Source organism: Evtepia gabavorous (assembly GCF_003425665.1).
Classification (GTDB): domain Bacteria; phylum Bacillota; class Clostridia; order Oscillospirales; family Oscillospiraceae; genus Evtepia; species Evtepia gabavorous.
The window spans coordinates 18,793-36,077 of record NZ_QQRQ01000004.1 but is presented as its reverse complement, the minus strand read 5'-3'; the positions used below and the strand labels follow the sequence as shown (position 1 = coordinate 36,077).

The window sequence follows — 17,285 nt, the reverse complement described above, 5'->3', positions numbered from 1 at the left end:
AGGGTGTTTTTTACATTGTATCACAGAAATAGGGTGTGGAACAAGAGGCGCCCTCCCTTTTCGAAGGTTCCGCCGGAAAGGACAGGGCAATGGTCAGCCGCCCTCCCCGGCAGTCCGCCCGGATGCGTCCCCCCATGGCCTCGGTGAGGTGTTTGGCAATGGTCAGCCCCAGTCCTGTGGCATGGCGGCCGGACTCCACCGTATAGAACCGGTCAAACAGGCGGCCTGCCATCACGGGGGTGAGACCGGAAGCGGCATTGGAAAAAGTGATCTCTCCCTCAGAAGTCAGCCGCACCGCCAAGTCCCCCTCACTGTACTTGAGGACATTGCTGAGGATATTGGCAAACACCCGGCTGAGCGCTCCCTGGTCCAACTGACGGCGCACTGGTACAGTGGTCAGGTCCAGGTCCGGAACAATGTTCCGCTGGGTTAGGGCCCCATGGTGGGCCAAAAGACTCTCCTCCAGGACTTGGTTGAGCATCACATCCGCTCGCTCCAGAGGCTGGGCGGTGGAGAGGAGAGAGTATCGGAAGAGCTCCTCCGTCAGCTGCTTCATCCTTTCCACCTGATTCTGAATCTGGGCCAAATACCGGGCGGCAACGGAGGACTGCTCCGTCTGTTCCAGCAGCTCCAAATAGCCGCAGATGGCAGTAAGAGGGGTCCGGAGATCGTGAGAGAGGTTGGTCACCGCCTCCTTGAGCTCCCGGTCTCCATTCTGGTACCGGCGCCGCTGCCGGCGCAGACGCCGCAGTTGCCCGTTGAGCTGAGACGTCAGCCGCCGGACATAGGGGTCCCGGGACAGGGATAGGGTGAGCAGGGTGTTGGTGTCCCGGTCCAGCCAGTCGGTCAGTTGGCCGGCAAGCGCCTCCATGGCCCGGTGCAGGCAGTACAGCCTGCCCAGCAGATACAGCCCCCATCCCCCCAGCAGGGCACACAGCAGCCAAGGTACCATACGCCTCCCTCCTCTATCGCAAATCCTTCCGCCGGAATTCTCCCAGGCCGAGGGCCGTGGTCAGACCCATCAAAAGCAGGGAGGCCCCGGCATTTCTCCCCAGTGCCTGGGGGGAGGCCACCTCTCCGCTGAGAATCTGCATCCCCTGTCCATCGGGGAGCAGGTCATACAAAATCTCATAGACCACCCGCTGTTTCCCCTGCAGATAGTTGGGGTTCACCCCGCCTGGCTGCTGGAGCATCTGCCCATTCTCCTGTCGATAGGAATCAGGATAAGATGGAGGCTCGTCCAGACGGTTGTAGAGATACAGCCCGCCAAACAGCATGGCAAAGGCCAGCAAAATAGCGGCGGCGGCAGCCGTGGCCTTGGCCTGGAGCCAGCTCACCAGACAGGTATACAGGCAGACATACACCATAAGCAGAAGCAGCGTCCCCAGACAGCTTCCCCCTACCAGCGCCCAATCCCCCATCTTCCCGCCCAGCAGAGGAAGTCCCACGGCCAGATAGGCCGCGAGGTAGGACCCCCAGATCAGCAGTCCGCCCCCTAAGCAGGCAAGCAGACAGGAGAAATAGATCTGTTCCCGCCGGTATCCGGCGGTCACCTTATTCCTCAGTGTGCCATCCTGGTACTCTGTGCCCAGATAGAGGCTGCAAAAGGCCGCCAGAACCACCCCCAGAAAGGTCAGTCCGGCAAACAGGCCGTCGGAGAGTTTCTCCGCGCCCTGGCGGTACAACCCCACCGCCTCCATCCCTCCATAGAGCGCCATGAAGAGGACCGAGACCCAAAATGCCTTATGCCGAAGCAGATGAAACCAATGGGCGGAACATAAATTTCTCATGACACGGTCCCCCCTGTGCTTCCCGCCGGGCCGCCCCAAAAGCGCCGGTCCCTGCGCGGCCGCAAGGAGCCGGGAGAAAAGAGGTTAGACATCCCTGCCACCTCCCACCAGATTCATATAGTAGCTCTCCAAAGTCTCGTCCCGCTGGTGGAGCCCGGTCACCTGGCAGCCCGCCTGGTGCAGGTCCAGAATCAGCTGGGAAAGGTCGTGGGCCTCATAGACGTCGGCCTCCCCCTCTCCGGCCAGACGGTACTCCAGCCCCCGGCCATCCAGCACCCGGCAAAGGGTCTTGGCATCGGTGACTGTCAGTCGGACACACCTGCGGCAGGCAGCCTCCAATTCCTGGGCGCTGACCTCCCGGACCAAAGTTCCCTGGTCTAAAAAACCGTAGTGGGTGGCCAGGCGGGCCAACTCGTCCAAGATGTGGCTGGAGAGGAGCACCGTGATCTGGTACTCCCGATTGAGCTTCAAAATAAGCTCCCGCATCTCAATGATGCCCTGGGGGTCCAGGCCGTTGACAGGCTCATCCAGCACCAGGAAATCCGGCTCTCCACAGAGGGCCACGGCAATCCCCAGCCGCTGACGCATGCCCAGGGAAAAGTTTCGGGCCTTCTTTCGCCCCGTCTCCCCCAGGCCCACCAGTTCCAGCAGCGGGGCAATCCCCTCCTCCGAGGGCAGCCCCAGCAGACGGGCCTGAAGGCGGAGATTGTCCTCTGCGGTCAGGTCCAGATAGATCGCCGGGGATTCCACCACAGCCCCCATCCGGCGGCGGACCCGGTGAATAGACGGGTCTGTATTCCGGACGCCATAGAGGGTGTAGCCCCCCGCCGTGGGGGCTTGAAGGCCGCAGATGAGGCGGATCAGTGTGGTCTTCCCGGCCCCGTTTTTTCCCACAAAGCCATAGATTGCCCCCTTGGGGACATGCATCGTCACATTGTGCAGAGCCTTGCCCTGTCGGTAGGTTTTACATAAGGCCTCGGTGGTCAGACAGTATTCCATGTCGATTTCTCCTTTCCTTTGTCTGGCTACAGCCTACCATGTAGCCGTCAAGGAAATGGGTAAGAATTTGGTCAAGATTTGGTCAAGATTCCTTCTTCCACTGAAATCCAATCCCCCATACCGCCTCAATGTACTCCCGTCCCCCCGCTGCCCGCAGCTTTTTGCGGAGGTTGCTCATGTGCTGCTTCAGGGAACCCTCCGTGCAGTCCGGCGTGTCCCGGCTGATTCGCTCCAGAATTGCCGACTTGGACAACACCCGCCCGGGGTTCTGGAGCAGCAGATGGCAGAGCGCATATTCCGTCCTGGTGAGATGCACCGGCACGCCCCCCACAGTGACCTGGCGGGTGGCGGGGTCCAGCATCAAGTCCTCAAAGGCGAGACAAGGTACCTCCTCGCCCCGGGGCCCCCGAAGCTGGACGGCAATGCGGGCCAGAAGCTCCCGCATGGCAAAGGGCTTGCTCACGCCCCGGTCAGCAGGGCGTTCACCTTGTCGTCCACCCCCACCTTGGCGCTGACCACAATGACCGGGATTTCCCCCAGACAGGGCAGCAGTTCCTCCCCGGTCAAGCCGGGGAGCATCAGATCCAACAGAATCAGGTCGGGCTTCGCCCGCTCCAAGAGGTATTGAGCCTCGGTGCCGGAATAGGCCCGCAAGGTAGCATAGCCCGCCTGGCCCAGCGCCTCCTCCAACAGGTCCCCAATGGGCTGGTCGTCCTCAATGATTGCAATGGTTTTCATAGACATTCTCCTTTATCCCAGCATGGTCAGAAAGGACCAGAGCAGGCTTCCCCCGTAGCAGAGAATCACCACCCCGCAGACCCGGTTGATCCACACCATCACCCCCGGGGTAAAATGGCGGCTGAGCAGGGAGACCACCAGCGTCACCCCCAAAAACCACAGGCAGGAGGCCAGGGCCACCCCGGAGATAAAGGAGGACGCCTGGGCGGTAGGCAGGGTCGCCCGAAAGGCCCCCAGCATCATGGTGCCGTCAATGAGCGCCTGGGGATTGCACCAGGTGACCACAAAGGCGGTGGACACCGTTTTGGACCCTGTGGCAGGGAGGGGCCTCCCCTCCGCCCCCGCCTCCTTGGTCCGGAGCAGACCCACGCCAATGGCCAGGACAACCAGGCTGCCTGCCAGCAGAACGGCCATTCGGACCACGGGAAAGGTCTCCATCACCACCCCTACTCCAAAAAAGCAGGCCAGCGCCAGGGTCACATCGAAAAAAATGACGATCCCCGCCGTGGCCAAGGCCCGGCGCCGGGGATGGGCCAGGGCAGAATGGATCACAAACAGATTTTGGACCCCAATGGGGGCCACATAGGCCAGGCCCATGGTAAGGCCCTGAACAAAATACGGCACAGGGGACACTCCTCTCTCTTTCCGGTGTTTTGCCTCCCGTCAAATTGGGACCACATGCACGGGATTGCCATGCGCCCGAATCAGGCGGAGCAAATCCTCCACCTGCAGCCAGAGGGTGGCCGTATTGTCATTGGGGTGAACGCCGATTTTCTGTGCCTCCGGCCGGCAAAAGGATGCGTCCAGGTAGAAGGAAACCCGTCTGTCCCCGTCGTTGAGCAGGCCCAGCGGGGTGACCGCCCCCGGGATCAGACCCAACAGTTCTCCCAGCTCCTCCGCCGAGGCAAAACTTAGGGAGCGAGTCTGATTCTGCTGCCGGAACTGCTTCAAGTCCACCCGCTTGTCTCCCCGGACGGTAATGAGATAGTAGTCCCGCCTCTTGCTGTCCCGGACGAACAGGTTCTTCGCGTCCGCCTCGGGATAGGGCAGTTTGATTTGGGCCATCTCCTCCATGTTATACACCGCCGGGTGCTCTGTGATTTCATGCCAGATTTCTTCCTCCCGCAGCATGCGGTAGATGTCTTCTTTTCCCACCATGGGTCTCTCTCCTTTCTCTTCCGGCGCCACCGGAGACCTGAGGGCAAAAAGGCTGCGGTTTTCTCCCACTGCCGTTCTACAAGAAAAAAGCCGGGTCCAAAGGGCCCCGGCTTGGGTGGTTTATGGCGCTTCAGGCAGGTCCAGGCGTCTTTTTCCCTTCTCCATCAGCGGGAAAAACACACCCCCCACCACATTGCCCAGGGAGATTATCAAAAGGCGGAGAACCGACTCCCCCGGCTGCGCATAAAGCACCCCGGAGACCGACCAATAATACATGTCGGCCACGCTGTGCTCGGTGCCGCAGAGGATAAAAACGGACACGCCCAGAAAGAGGGCTAAGTACTTTCCCACCTGGTGGGGGTTGTTGGCATAGCCGTTGACAGCGATGAAAATGCAGATGTTGCACAAGATGCCCAGCACAAACAGGCCCAGATAGGTGGCCCCCATCTTTCCCTCCACCAGGGCGGCGGCGGTGGCGTCGATGCCGGTCTCTCCCCCCACCATACCGGTCAGATGCTCCAGACCGGCAATCAGCATGGCCCCCAGGAGGTTTCCCACCCAAAAGACCAGCAGATCCAGCAGATAGGCAGGCAGCGGATTGTCAAATAGGTAGCACGCCTTTCCCGTAAACAGGGCATATCCCCGGGTGCAGACGGTAAACAGGCCGATGGTGAACAGCAGCGCCCCCACCACGTTGCCCCCGGGAAAGGCATCCTTCAGTTTCAAAAAGACGGTGCCCCCCAGGCCGATGCAAAAGCCGGCCAGAATGGCGTAGAGGAACAGTCCCCCCACTCGTTTCATGTCCATTTCCTCCCCTTCCGGCCTCCGGGCCGGCGCTCTCTTTCTTACTCCTGGGCTGTGTCGGCGCTGATGTGGTCCAGAATAACCCCCAGCAGTTCCTCTTTTCCCAGTCCCTTTTCCGCGGAAAAGGAGATCACCGGGGTCTGTGCATCCAGCGCCAAGGTCTCTCGGATGCGGGCCAGGTTGGGTTCCCACTCGCTTTTCTTGATCTTATCCTGTTTGTTGGCCACCACCACAAAGGGCTTGCCGGAATCCTTAAACCACTGGGCCATGACGCAGTCATCGGCGGTGGGCTTGTGGCGCAGGTCCACCAACAGAATCCCCAGGGTCAGCAGGCTGGCGTCGGCAAACCACTGCTCAATCAGCCTGCCCCACCGGGCCCGTTCCTGCTTGGAAACCTTGGCATAGCCATATCCCGGCAGGTCCACAAAGTACACCTTTCGGTCAATGCGGAAATAGTTGATGTGGGTGGTCTTACCTGGGGCGGACCCCACCCGGGCAAAGTTCTTTCGGTTCAGCAGGCGGTTGATAACAGAGGACTTGCCCACGTTGGACCGGCCTGCAAAGGCGATCTGCGGCAGACTGTCCCGGGGACAGTCTGCCAGCCTCGCCGCGGAGAGCACAAACTCCGCGTTTTGTGTGTTGAGCTTCATCAGCGTTCCTCTCACGTTCTCGGAATGGATGCCTGGGAACTGGTCCCGGGACCGCCCAGAGGGGCCTCCCCCGCGTCCTCCGCAGGCTGCGCCAAAGGGGGATGCTCCAGGGCGTTGGCCAGAACCTGGTCCACATGGGAGGCGGGAATGAACTGCAGGGCGCCGCGGACCGTCTGGTCGATCTCCTCCAGGTCGGATTCATTGTCCTTGGGGATGATGACCGTGTGGATGCCGTTGCGCAGCGCCGCCATGGATTTTTCCCGCAGGCCGCCGATGGGCAGAACCCGGCCCCGGAGGGTGACTTCTCCCGTCATGGCCACATCTCCCCGAACCGGAATTCCGGTGAGGGCCGAGACCATGGCCGTGGTGATGGTCACTCCGGCGGAGGGGCCGTCCTTGGGCACTGCGCCCTCGGGGAAGTGGATGTGAATGTCTTTTTCCTTGTAGAAGTTGGGCTCCACCCCCAGCTGGACCGCCCGGCTGCGGATATAGGTGAAGGCCGCCCGGGCTGACTCCTTCATCACATTGCCCAGGTTGCCTGTGAGCTCCACTTTGCCGGAGCCGGGCACCACATTGACCTCCGCCTCCAACAGGGTTCCCCCCACGGAGGTCCAGGCCAGCCCGTTGACCAGCCCCACCTGGTTCTCCAGGCCATTCTTCTCTGGATGGAACTTTCGGGGCCCCAGGAACTCCTCCAGGGTGTCCCCTGTGACATGGGCCTGCTTATACCGCTGGGAGACAATGCCCATGGCCACCTTCCGGCACAGGGCCCCCAGCTCTCGCTCCAATACTCGGACGCCAGACTCCCGGGTGTAGGAGACAATGACCTCCCGGATGGCGTCGTCGGTGATCTTCAACTGATTCTTCTTTAGGCCGTGGCGCTTGAGCTGCTTGGGCAGCAGATGCTGCTTGGCGATCTGGAGCTTTTCCTCGTCGGTGTAGCTGGGCAGCTCAATGACCTCCATCCGGTCCAGCAAAGGCTTGGGAATGGTAGAGGTGGTGTTGGCCGTGGTGATAAACAGCACCTCGGACAGATCAAAGGGGAGCTCCACAAAGTGATCCCGGAAGGTACTGTTCTGCTCCCCGTCCAGCACTTCCAGCAGAGCCGCAGCGGGGTCGCCCCGCATGTCGCTGCCCAGCTTGTCGATTTCGTCCAGCAAAAGCAGAGGATTTCTGGTGCCCGCCTGGCGGACGGCATTGATGATCCGGCCGGGCATGGCCCCCACATAGGTTTTCCGGTGGCCCCGGATATCCGCCTCATCATGGACGCCGCCCAAGGAAATTCGAGCCATTTTCCGGTTCAGTGCCCGGGCCATGGACATTCCAATGGAGGTCTTTCCCACTCCCGGAGGGCCCACCAGGCAGAGGATCTGCCCCTTCAAATCCGGGGCCAGCTGCTTGACCGCCAGAAACTCCAGAATCCGCTCCTTCACCTTTTCCAGGCCGAAGTGGTCCGCGTCCAGAATCTTCCGGGCCGCCTGGACGTTGACCCTCTCCTTGGAGGTCTTGGTCCAGGGCAGCTCCAGGCACACATCCAGGTAGTTCCGCAGCACCGAGGCCTCCGCGGAACCGAAGGGCTGCTTCTCCAGGTGCATTACCTCTTTGAGCAGCTTGGTCTCCACCTCCTCCGGCAACTTGGCATCGGCAATCTGCCGGCGGTAGGCGGCCAGCTCATTGTCGCCGTCCTCTCCCAGCTCCTCCTGGATCACCCGCACCTGCTCCCGCAGAAAGGCGTCCTTTTGGTTCTGGGTCATGTTCTCCTGGACCCGGCGCTGGATGCTCTGCTCCATCTCCAGGATCTCCACCTCCCGGCGGAGGAGGCGGTTCATCTTATTCAGCCGCTGGACCGGCCGGAGCTCATCCAGGATGGACTGCTTGTCCAGCACCCGCATGGAGACATTTTGGGCAAGGAAGTCGGCAATATAGCCGGCGTCCTCGCTGGACATGATATTCATCAGCATCTCCGCCGAGGCGTTCTTGGGGGAGAGTTCGCTGTATCGGTCAAAGAGCTCATAGGCCTGGCGAATGGCCGCCTCCGCCCGGAGGGAATTGGTCTTTCCCTCATAGTGCTCGCTGGTCTCCACCGGCTCTACCTGGGCCACCAGGTAGGGATCGGTCTGGGTCAGCTCGTGGAGGCGGGCCCGGATCTGCCCCTCCACCATCACCCGGATGGTCTTCCCCGGCAGGCGGAGAATCTGACGGACCACCGAAACCGTCCCCATGGCAAAAAGATGGTTTCGGTCCGGCTCCTCCACCCGGATGTCCTTCTGGGCCACCAGGAAAATGGGTTGGTTGGAAGACATGGACTCTTCAATGGCCTTCACGGAGGCCTCCCGACCCACATCAAAGTGGACCATCATTTTCGGATATACCGTCAGACCCCGCAGGGCCAGGGCGGGCATGGTTTGCATTGGCACGGTTTCAGTCTTTTCTTCCTCTGGCAAACCGATTCACTTCCTTTCAACGAAAACTGGAACTTGGATTCCAGCGCAGCCGCGCTGGAGTAGACGGAAAGGGCGGAGAAGTTTCCCCCTCCGCCCTGTCAGTTGCATGGAATTGGATTGTCTCGCCCTCAGGCTGTACCGTCCTGGCGGGCCAGGCCGCCGCTCTGGGCCCGGAGGGCCGCAGCGCCCAAGTGGGGGCGAGGCGGCCGGTTGGGGTCGCGGATCAGCTGCGGTTCCGCCCCGTCCCGGACGCTTTCGGGGGTGATATCCACCTCCACAATGGAGTTGTCCGAAGGGATGTCGTACATAATCTGGGACATCACCTCTTCCAGCACCGCCCGCAGGCCTCTGGCACCGATCCCCCGTTCCATGGACTTATCGGCCACGGCCTCCAGGGCCCCGGGGGTGAAGACCAGCTTCACCATATCATATTCCAGCAGCTTTTGGTACTGCTTGACCAGGGCGTTCTTGGGCTCGGTGAGGATCTTCACCAAATCCTCCCGGCTCAGCGGGGACAGGGAGGTGATCACCGGCAGACGTCCCACCAGCTCCGGGATAATGCCGAACTTCAGCAGGTCATGGGGCTGAATCTGGCTTAAAATATTGCGCTTTTCCAGCTCCGCCTTGCTCATGATCTCGGCGCCAAAGCCGATGCCTTTCTGATTGACCCGCTTTTCAATGATCTTCTCCACTCCGTCAAAGGCGCCGCCGCAGATGAAGAGGATATTCTTGGTGTCCACCTGGATAAACTCCTGATGGGGGTGCTTCCGGCCGCCCTGGGGGGGGACATTGGCCACCGTGCCCTCCAGGATTTTCAGCAGGGCCTGCTGCACGCCCTCGCCGGAGACATCCCGGGTGATGGAGGTATTTTCACTCTTTCGGGCGATTTTATCCATCTCGTCGATGTAAATAATCCCCCGCTCCGCCTGCTCGATGTCATAGTCGGCAGCCTGCACCAGGCGCAGCAGGATGTTCTCCACGTCATCCCCCACATAGCCGGCCTCGGTCAGGGTGGTGGCGTCCGCGATGGCAAAGGGAACCTTCAAAATCTTGGCCAGGGTCTGGGCCAGCAGCGTCTTTCCGCTGCCGGTGGGGCCCAGCAGGAGGATGTTGCTCTTCTGCAGCTCCACATCGTCCCCGCCGCCAAAGTAAATGCGCTTATAATGATTGTAAACCGCCACGGACAGGGCCACTTTGGCGGTCTCCTGCCCGATGACATATTCATCCAGATAGGCCTTGATCTCCTTGGGGCTGGGAATGATCTCCGGCATATCCGGGCTCACAAGCTGCTCCTCCGGGGCCGCCATATTATCTAAAATGTCCATGCACAGCTGGACACACTCGTTGCAGATGTACGCACCGGGTCCGGCGATGATCTTTGTCACCTGATCCTGATGCTTGCCGCAAAAGGAGCAGCGGATGGCTCGTTTTTCGTCGTTTTTGGCCAAAACCATTTCACCTCTTTCTAACGCAGGAAAAAGGGGGACGCCAGCCCCCCTTTTTTCCTTGTCCTATCAGCGCTTATCGATCACTTTATCAATGAGGCCATACTCCATGGCTTCCTGGGCGGACATGAAATTATCCCGCTCACAGTCGGCTGTGACCACATCCAGGGGCTTTCCGGTGTTTTCCGAGAGGATATGGTTCATCCGCTTCTTGATCACTTCCAGGCGCTTCAGGTGAATCGCCATGTCCGTAATCTGTCCCTGGGTTCCGGCGGAGGGCTGGTGAATCATGATCTCCGCGTTGGGCAGCGCCATCCGCTTGCCCTTGGTCCCTGCGGCCAGAAGGAAGGCACCCATGCTGGCAGCCATGCCAATGCAGATGGTGGAGACATCGCACTTGATGTACTGCATGGTGTCATAAATGGCCATTCCCGCCGTGACAGAACCGCCTGGGCTGTTGATATAGAACTGGATATCCTGATCCGGGTTCTGGGACTCCAGATACAGCAGCTGGGCCACCACAAGGCTGGCTGTGGTATCGTTGACCTCCTCGGACAGGAAGATGATCCGGTCGTTGAGTAAGCGGGAGAAGATGTCATAGGACCGTTCTCCCCGGTTGGTTTGTTCGACTACATAGGGCACTAAACTCATAGCTTGATCTCCTTTTCCATTCAGAGCACAGTATGCCCGCCCCACGGAAAATTATTCCTCACCCTTGGGCTCTTCTGCCTTTTTCTTGCGGGTGGTGGTCTTCTTGGGAGCTTCCTCCCCTTCTGCGGTGGTCTTCTTTGCTCTGGGCTTTTTGGCGGCGGGCTTCTTCTCCTCACCGTCCTCTGCGGTCTCTTCGGTTTTCGCCTTGGCCTTGGTGGTGCGCTTCTTGGGCTTGGCCTCGGTTTCTTCCGCCGCCTTCTCCTCATCCTTGGTCACTTCGGTGAGCTTGATCTCCCCGTCTTCGGCATCCGCCGCGATCAGGTTGGGCTTGGCAGCCACAGCCACAGCGGCCATGGCGCGGTCCCGGGCCAGGTCCACCTTCAGGGCTTCCCGATCCAGGCCCTCGGTCACCCGCTCATAGGGAACGTTCAGGTTGGCGGCGGCCTTTTTGACCTCCTCCTCCACGTCCTCGTCGCTGACCACGATCTCCTCGGCAGCCACCACGGCGTCCAGCGCCAGCTGCTGCTTGATCTGGGTCACAGCGGCCTCTTTCAGGTCCTCCCGGAGCTTGTCGGTGCTCATCTGCATGTACTGCAGGTACAGCTCCAGGCTGATGCCCTGCTGCTCCAGGCGGGAGGCATAGCTGTCCATCAGGCGGTCGATCTGGGTCTCCACCATGGCCTCGGGCAGCTCAATGTCCACCTGCTCGCACAGCTGGGCCAGCAGGGCCTGGCGGAACTTCGCCTCACTCTGGGCCATGTTCCGGTCCACGATCTTCTGCTTCAGGTCCTCTTTGAACTCAGCCAGGGTCTCAAACTCGGAGACATCCTTGGCAAACTCATCGTCGATGGCGGGGACCTTCTTCTCCTTCACCTCGACGCATTTTACTTTGAACTGGACCGGCTGGCCGGCCAGATCCTTGGCGTGATAGTCCTCGGGGAAGGTCAGATCAATGGTCTTCTCCTCCCCCGCCTTCATGCCGACCACCTGCTCCTCGAAGCCGGGAATGAAGGTGTGGGAGCCCAGCGCCAGCTCATAGCCCTTGGCAGAGCCGCCCTCGAAGGGCACGCCATCCTTGACGCCCTCATAGTCCATGACCATGCTGTCGCCCATCTCAGCGGCCCGGTCCACCGGCTCCAGCTGGGTGGCGCGGTCCACATACTGCTTGAGCTCATTGTCCACCGCCGCGTCGGTGACGGTGGGCAGAACCTTGTCGGCCTCCAGGCCCTTATACTGCTTCAGGGTGATCACGGGACGGACAGTGACAATGGCCTTAAAGGTGAAGCCCTCTTTCCCCAGATCGGTGATTTCCACCCGGGGAGGGGCAACGGAATCCAGGCCCTTCTCCTCAATGGCCTGCATGCATGCCTGGGGATAGATCTCCTCAATGGCATCTTCATAGAATACTCCAGCGCCGTACATCCCCTCAATGACCTTACGGGGGGCCTTGCCCTTCCGGAACCCGGGGACCGAGATGCTGCCGCGGTTCTTGCGATAGGCTTTGTCCAGGCCGGCTTCGAACTCTTCCTGACCCACTTCAATGGTCAGTTCGACCTCAAACTTCTCTTTGTTTTCTACAACGCTCTTGACATTCATGTCCTTTTTCCTCCTGTGAAACGCCCTTTTTGCTCCCTTGAGAGCCTGAAAAGGCATTGTATTGCAGTATATATAGGCTATATTATCAGATTCTTTCCAGAATTACCAGACTTTTTTTCCTCATTCCAAGATTTTTTCCGGGCGAAACTTTAGGTAATCCGCCGAGACCAGACGGTACTCCACCCCGCCCCGCCTTCCCTGAAGGGCCAGGCGGTGGCTGGCGCCGTGGAGGTGGCCGTAGTAACAGGCCCTCACCTGGTACCGCTCCAGCAGCTCCAGGATGGGGGCGCAGCAGTACCCCGTGTAAAAAGGGGGGTAATGAAGAAAGCAGAGCTTCTCCCGGGACCCGGCGGCCTGGAGCGAGGTCTCCAGCCGGGCCAGCTCCCGGCGAAACACCTTTTCATTCTGCCCCTGCTTCTCCTCCTCATAGAACCAACCCCGGGTGCCGCAGAGGGCCAAGTCCCCATAGAAGTGGCAGTTGTTGTGGAGGATGTGCAAGGTGGAAAACCCCTTTTCGGCAAAAAAACGGGTCATCTTCGCCGCCGTGTTCCACCAGTAGTCGTGGTTTCCCTTCATTAAAATCTTTCTTCCCGGCAGGGCATCGAGCCAGGCAAAATCCGCTTCCGACTCCTCCAGGCTCATCCCCCAGGAGATATCCCCGGCGATAACCAGGGTATCTTCCGGCCGCAGAACAGACAGCCCTTGGGCCAGCTTTTCCACGTAGCCCTCCCAGGCCCCGCCGAACACGTCCATGGGCTTGTCGCTGCCCAGGGACAGGTGGGTGTCACCGATGGTGTACAGTGCCACTGGCTTCCCCCCGCGCTTATCGCAGCATGTCCAGGACCACGTCCATCATCTTCTCCTTGTCCACGCTCTCTTCAAAGCGCACCGCCTTGTCCCGGAGGCTGGCCAGGGGGACAGGGGCGGGCCGGCCGGAGACCTCCGCCAGCTGATCCAGGGCGCCCAGGCCCTCCCGCACCTGGGCAACGCCCAGGCTGTGGAGTACGCTGTCACAGAACTTAAAGGGGCTGGCGGTGGAGACAAACACCGTCTTCCGGTCATCCCCGGTCGCCTCCCGGTAGTCCTGCATCACCCCATAGGCCACTGCCGTGTGGGGATCAATGAGATAGTGATGCTCCTTCCAGACCTGGGCGATGATGGCGCTGGTCTTGGCCTCGTCGCAGAAGCCGCCGTAGAAATCCGCCTGGAGCTTGGCCTTGATCTCCTCGGAGACGGTATAGCATCCCTTCTCCCCCAGCTGCTTCATATAGCCGGCCACCTCCTGGTCGTTTTGGCCCGACAGGGCGAAGAGGAGACGCTCTAAATTGCTGGAGACCAGGATGTCCATAGAGGGCGACATGGTGGTATGGAAGGGGCGGTTTTTGTCATAGGTGCCGGTGGCCAAAAAGTCCGTGAGCACGTTGTTGCTGTTGGAGGCGCAGATGAGCTTGCCCACAGGCAGCCCCATCTGGCCGGCATACCAGCAGGCCAAGATATTGCCGAAGTTCCCGGTGGGCACGCAGTAGTTGACCTTCTCCCCCATGGTAATCTTCCCCAGGTTCAGCAGGTCGCAGTAGGCGGAGATATAGTAGACCAGCTGGGGCAGAATCCGGCCCCAGTTGATGGAGTTGGCCGAGGAGAGGAAATACCCTCTCCGGGCCAGGTCCTCCCGGAGTTTCTCGTCGGAGAAGAGGGTCTTCACCCCGGTCTGGGCATCGTCAAAATTGCCGTGGACGGCGCACACGCCCACGTTGTTCCCCTGCTGGGTCTGCATCTGCAGGGCCTGGACCGCAGAGACGCCGTCCTTGGGATAAAACACCAGGATTTTGGTCCGGTCCACATCCTTGAACCCCTCCAGGGCGGCCTTGCCGGTGTCCCCGGAGGTGGCCACCAGGATGCACACGGTTTTGTCCTCCTGATTCTTGACCAGAGAGGCCGAGAGCAGATGGGGCAGGATCTGCAGGGCCATATCCTTGAAGGCCGAAGTGGGGCCATGCCACAGCTCCAGGCAATAGGTATCCTCCGTCAGGGGTTCCAGCGGCGCCACCCGGGCATCGTCAAACTTTTCCCCAGAGTAGCCGGCCTGGGTAAAGGCCGTCAGCTCCTCCTCGGAGAAATCCTCCAAAAACAGCTTCATCACCGCCACGGCCCGCTGGCCGTAGGTCTTGCCCCGCAGGTCCTCCAGCAGGGCGGGGGTGAGCTTGGGGAAGACCTCCGGGGTCAGCAGGCCGCCGTCCCGGGCCAGGCCCTGGGCGATGGCCTGGCTGGCGCGCAGGCGAACAGACTGATTTCTTGTGCTGACATACTTCATGTGATTCACATACCTTTCCAGAGACAATGCCGCGCCCCATGCTCCGGGCGCGCAAAAACAATTCTATGGACCCCGGCACCGCAGCGCCGGGCGCTTCCATCAAAACACGCCCTCCCAGTGGCGGACCACCGGCTTGCGGGTGCTCTCTCCCTGGGGCGCGTAAACCTCCACCACGTCAAACCGAGGCTGCAGCGGGGAGGGATGTTCCATTAAGTAATAGAGGGCGGCGGTGCGGACCCGCCGCTGCTTTCCCGGGGTGACAAACTCCCGGGCCTCGGCCATTTCGGCATTCCTGCGGAGCTTGACCTCTACAAAACAGAGGTAGGGGCCCCGGGAGACCACAAGGTCGATCTCCCCCTCCCGGCAGCGGAAGCGGTTCTCCAACACCCGGAATCCCTGCTTCCTCAAATACCGGGCGGCCTGCTTCTCCCCCCACAGCCCCAGGCTGGTTCGGTCCCCGCCCCTCACAGCTTTTTCAGGAAGGTCCGGCGGTGGATGGGGCAGGGGCCGTACTGGCGCAGCCGCTGGTAGTGCAGCTGGGTGGGGTACCCCTTGTGCCGCTCAAAGCCGTAGACCGGATAGACCGCGGCCATCTCTCCCATGTACCGGTCCCTGGAGACCTTGGCCAGGATGGAGGCCGCGGCGATGGAGGCGCTTTTCCGGTCTCCCTTCACCACCGTCCGGCAGGGCACGGTGATGCCCTCGGACCGGTTCCCATCCACCAGGGCCAAATCAGGCCGGCGGGACAGGCCCTGTATGGCCCGTTCCATGGCCAGCAGCCGGGCCCGAAGGATGTTGATCCGGTCGATCTCCTCCACCTCCGCCCAGGCCACGGACCAGGCGACCGCCTCTTGGCAGATCCGGTCATAGAGAATCTCCCGCCGCCTCTCCGTCACCTGCTTGGAGTCATTGAGGTAGGGGTGGCCCCAGCCCCGGGGGAGAATCACCGCCCCGGCGTAGACCCGGCCGGCCAGGGGGCCCGCCCCCGCCTCATCCACCCCGCACAGGCACCCGCAGCCCTGGGCAAACAGGCTGTTCTCAATTTCCCACAGGTCAGGGCACTCCACTTGGGTCCGCTCCTCTCTCCAGGTCCTCCGGCAGTTCCAGGGTGATCCGGCCCATCTTCCCCCCCCGGAACTCGTCCAGGAGAATGTGGGCCATCCGCTCCAAGTCCACCTCGCCGCCGGAGATCAAAAAGCCCCGCTTGCGGGCGCCGGCCTCCAGCAGCGCCCAGCCGTCCATCCCTTCCTCCGGAACCAGCTTAAAGCGCGCTGCGAGAGACTCGGGCTTTCGCTGGGCCAGCAGCTGGATCAGATGGCATGCCAGGGTCTCCACGTCCATGATGGCGTCCCGGACCGCGCCGGTAAAGGCCAGATGCAACCCGATGGTCTCATCCTCAAACTTGGGCCACAAAATTCCGGGGGTATCCAGCAGTTCCAGCCCTTGGTCCACCGTGATCCACTGCTTTCCCCGGGTAACGCCGGGCCGGTCCCCGGCCTTGGCGGATTTCTTCCTGGCCACCTTGTTGATAAAGGTCGACTTGCCCACATTGGGAATGCCCACCACCATGGCCCGGACCGGCCGGCCCACCTGGCCCTTCTCCTTCCACCTGGCGATCTGCTCTTTCAGCGCCGCCCGCATCACGGGGGAAAACTGCTTGACCCCCGCGCCGCTGCGGGCGTCACACTCCAAGACCGAGATTCCCTGGGCCCGAAAGTACGCCCCCCAGACCTTGCTGGCGGCAGGGTCCGCCTGGTCGGCCCGGTTGAGAATGACCACCCGGGGCTTCCCCCCCACCAGCTCGTCCAAGTCCGGGTTCCGGCTGGCAATGGGAATCCGGGCGTCAATGACCTCGGCCACCACGTCCACATATTTGAGATTCTCCCCGATCATCCGCCGGGTTTTGGTCATGTGGCCCGGGTACCATTGGATGTTCACGTTCCTATCCTCTCCCTTCCCTGCCGGGGCAGCTGCCCGCCCTGGAACGGTGTTATTTCATAACTGATTAGTATACACGACTTTCCCCGTTCTGAAAAGGCTTTTCCACAAAAAAGCGGGGAAACCCCCTGGAAAAACGCCCCTGCTCCCTGGTTTTCCGGCGGGCCCGCGTCCAACAAAAAAGGGAGCGCCGGAGCGCTCCCCTTTTCGGAAACTCGTTGGAATTACAGCTTCTCCTTGACCTTTGCCGCCTTGCCCACGCGGTCGCGCAGATAGTACAGCTTGGCCCGGCGGACCTTACCTTTCCGGACGGTCTCCACCTTCTCAATGACAGGGCTGTAAAGAGGGAACACCTTCTCCACACCGACGCCATAGGAGATCCGGCGCACGGTGAAGGTCTCGTTGATGCCGCCGTGCTTCTTGGCGATGACCGTTCCCTCGAACACCTGAATCCGCTCCCGGTTGCCTTCCTTGACCCGCAGGTGGACACGGACGGTGTCACCCACTGTGACGTCGGGGGCTGCCTTCTCAGGCATGTTCTTCTCAATAAAATTTTTCATGAGATCCATTGTCTTTTTCCTCCTGTAATACAGGTGTTCATGGGGAAATTTCCTATGCACGCCCTTGGTGCATGCCCCAGAGGACCACCCTTTTTCCATAGACGCCGTATATTTTATCAGGTCGCGGAACAAATTGCAAGTATCAATTGCAAGGTTTTCCCGCCCGCCCCGGAAATCCCCTTGACATTTCCCCGTATTTCT

General features: G+C 60.8%; 19 protein-coding genes. All 19 read right to left on the bottom strand.

Going from position 1 to position 17,285, the window contains the following annotated elements; translation table 11 throughout:
* Positions 1 to 10: 10 nt before the first annotated feature.
* The 19 genes from DV520_RS03520 to rplS all read right to left on the bottom strand — a co-directional run bounded on the left by DV520_RS03520 (position 11) and on the right by rplS (position 17,093).
* On the bottom strand, positions 11 to 952 hold the full coding sequence (locus DV520_RS03520; RefSeq protein ID WP_117141814.1) for a sensor histidine kinase: 942 nt from the start codon (positions 950 to 952) through the stop codon (positions 11 to 13).
* A gap of 13 nt (positions 953 to 965) precedes the next feature.
* Entirely contained in the window at positions 966 to 1,790 is an 825-nt protein-coding gene (locus tag DV520_RS03515) for an ABC transporter permease (RefSeq protein ID WP_117141813.1), read from the bottom strand.
* 84 nt (positions 1,791 to 1,874) lie between these two features.
* Positions 1,875 to 2,789: an ATP-binding cassette domain-containing protein gene (locus DV520_RS03510; protein WP_021920702.1), complete on the bottom strand. Its 915-nt coding sequence runs from the start codon at positions 2,787 to 2,789 to the stop codon at positions 1,875 to 1,877.
* An 82-nt stretch (positions 2,790 to 2,871) separates the two neighbouring features.
* Complete coding sequence (locus DV520_RS12710) at positions 2,872 to 3,234, bottom strand: winged helix-turn-helix domain-containing protein (protein ID WP_338083405.1); 363 nt, start codon at positions 3,232 to 3,234, stop codon at positions 2,872 to 2,874.
* Between the two features lie 14 nt (positions 3,235 to 3,248).
* Complete coding sequence (locus DV520_RS12705; RefSeq protein ID WP_338083404.1) at positions 3,249 to 3,527, bottom strand: response regulator transcription factor; 279 nt, start codon at positions 3,525 to 3,527, stop codon at positions 3,249 to 3,251.
* Positions 3,528 to 3,539: 12 nt separating this feature from the next.
* Positions 3,540 to 4,151 (bottom strand): LysE/ArgO family amino acid transporter, encoded by a 612-nt coding sequence (locus DV520_RS03500; protein WP_021920700.1) that lies wholly within the window; start codon positions 4,149 to 4,151, stop codon positions 3,540 to 3,542.
* 39 nt (positions 4,152 to 4,190) lie between these two features.
* Positions 4,191 to 4,685, bottom strand: a complete 495-nt coding sequence (locus DV520_RS03495; protein ID WP_187422450.1) for a prolyl-tRNA synthetase associated domain-containing protein — start codon at positions 4,683 to 4,685, stop codon at positions 4,191 to 4,193.
* Positions 4,686 to 4,805: 120 nt separating this feature from the next.
* Positions 4,806 to 5,486: a formate/nitrite transporter family protein gene (locus tag DV520_RS03490; RefSeq protein WP_117141812.1), complete on the bottom strand. Its 681-nt coding sequence runs from the start codon at positions 5,484 to 5,486 to the stop codon at positions 4,806 to 4,808.
* Positions 5,487 to 5,530: 44 nt separating this feature from the next.
* Complete coding sequence (yihA, locus tag DV520_RS03485) at positions 5,531 to 6,139, bottom strand: ribosome biogenesis GTP-binding protein YihA/YsxC (protein WP_117141811.1); 609 nt, start codon at positions 6,137 to 6,139, stop codon at positions 5,531 to 5,533.
* An 11-nt stretch (positions 6,140 to 6,150) separates the two neighbouring features.
* Positions 6,151 to 8,550, bottom strand: coding sequence for an endopeptidase La (gene lon, locus DV520_RS03480; protein WP_117141886.1), 2,400 nt, complete (start codon positions 8,548 to 8,550; stop codon positions 6,151 to 6,153).
* Positions 8,551 to 8,711: 161 nt separating this feature from the next.
* Positions 8,712 to 10,031 (bottom strand): ATP-dependent Clp protease ATP-binding subunit ClpX, encoded by a 1,320-nt coding sequence (gene clpX, locus DV520_RS03475; RefSeq protein ID WP_117141885.1) that lies wholly within the window; start codon positions 10,029 to 10,031, stop codon positions 8,712 to 8,714.
* 66 nt (positions 10,032 to 10,097) lie between these two features.
* The gene (gene clpP, locus DV520_RS03470) at positions 10,098 to 10,679 is read right to left on the bottom strand and encodes an ATP-dependent Clp endopeptidase proteolytic subunit ClpP (protein WP_021920694.1); all 582 of its coding nucleotides are present in this window, start codon (positions 10,677 to 10,679) and stop codon (positions 10,098 to 10,100) included.
* 51 nt (positions 10,680 to 10,730) lie between these two features.
* On the bottom strand, positions 10,731 to 12,275 hold the full coding sequence (gene tig / locus DV520_RS03465) for a trigger factor (RefSeq protein WP_117141810.1): 1,545 nt from the start codon (positions 12,273 to 12,275) through the stop codon (positions 10,731 to 10,733).
* Positions 12,276 to 12,395: 120 nt separating this feature from the next.
* On the bottom strand, positions 12,396 to 13,082 hold the full coding sequence (locus DV520_RS03460; RefSeq protein WP_021920692.1) for a metallophosphoesterase: 687 nt from the start codon (positions 13,080 to 13,082) through the stop codon (positions 12,396 to 12,398).
* A gap of 16 nt (positions 13,083 to 13,098) precedes the next feature.
* Positions 13,099 to 14,586, bottom strand: coding sequence for a threonine synthase (gene thrC, locus DV520_RS03455; protein ID WP_021920691.1), 1,488 nt, complete (start codon positions 14,584 to 14,586; stop codon positions 13,099 to 13,101).
* Positions 14,587 to 14,685: 99 nt separating this feature from the next.
* The gene (locus tag DV520_RS03450) at positions 14,686 to 15,054 is read right to left on the bottom strand and encodes a YraN family protein (RefSeq protein ID WP_117141809.1); all 369 of its coding nucleotides are present in this window, start codon (positions 15,052 to 15,054) and stop codon (positions 14,686 to 14,688) included.
* Positions 15,051 to 15,653, bottom strand: coding sequence for a ribonuclease HII (locus DV520_RS03445; RefSeq protein ID WP_117141808.1), 603 nt, complete (start codon positions 15,651 to 15,653; stop codon positions 15,051 to 15,053). The genes DV520_RS03450 and DV520_RS03445 overlap by 4 nt, the downstream gene beginning before the upstream one ends.
* A complete protein-coding gene (ylqF, locus tag DV520_RS03440) occupies positions 15,640 to 16,524 on the bottom strand; it encodes a ribosome biogenesis GTPase YlqF (RefSeq protein ID WP_117141807.1) in 885 nt (294 codons plus the stop codon). Before ylqF ends, DV520_RS03445 begins: the two co-directional genes overlap by 14 nt.
* Before the next feature lie 224 nt (positions 16,525 to 16,748).
* Entirely contained in the window at positions 16,749 to 17,093 is a 345-nt protein-coding gene (gene rplS / locus DV520_RS03435; protein WP_021920687.1) for a 50S ribosomal protein L19, read from the bottom strand.
* Positions 17,094 to 17,285: the final 192 nt, after the last annotated feature.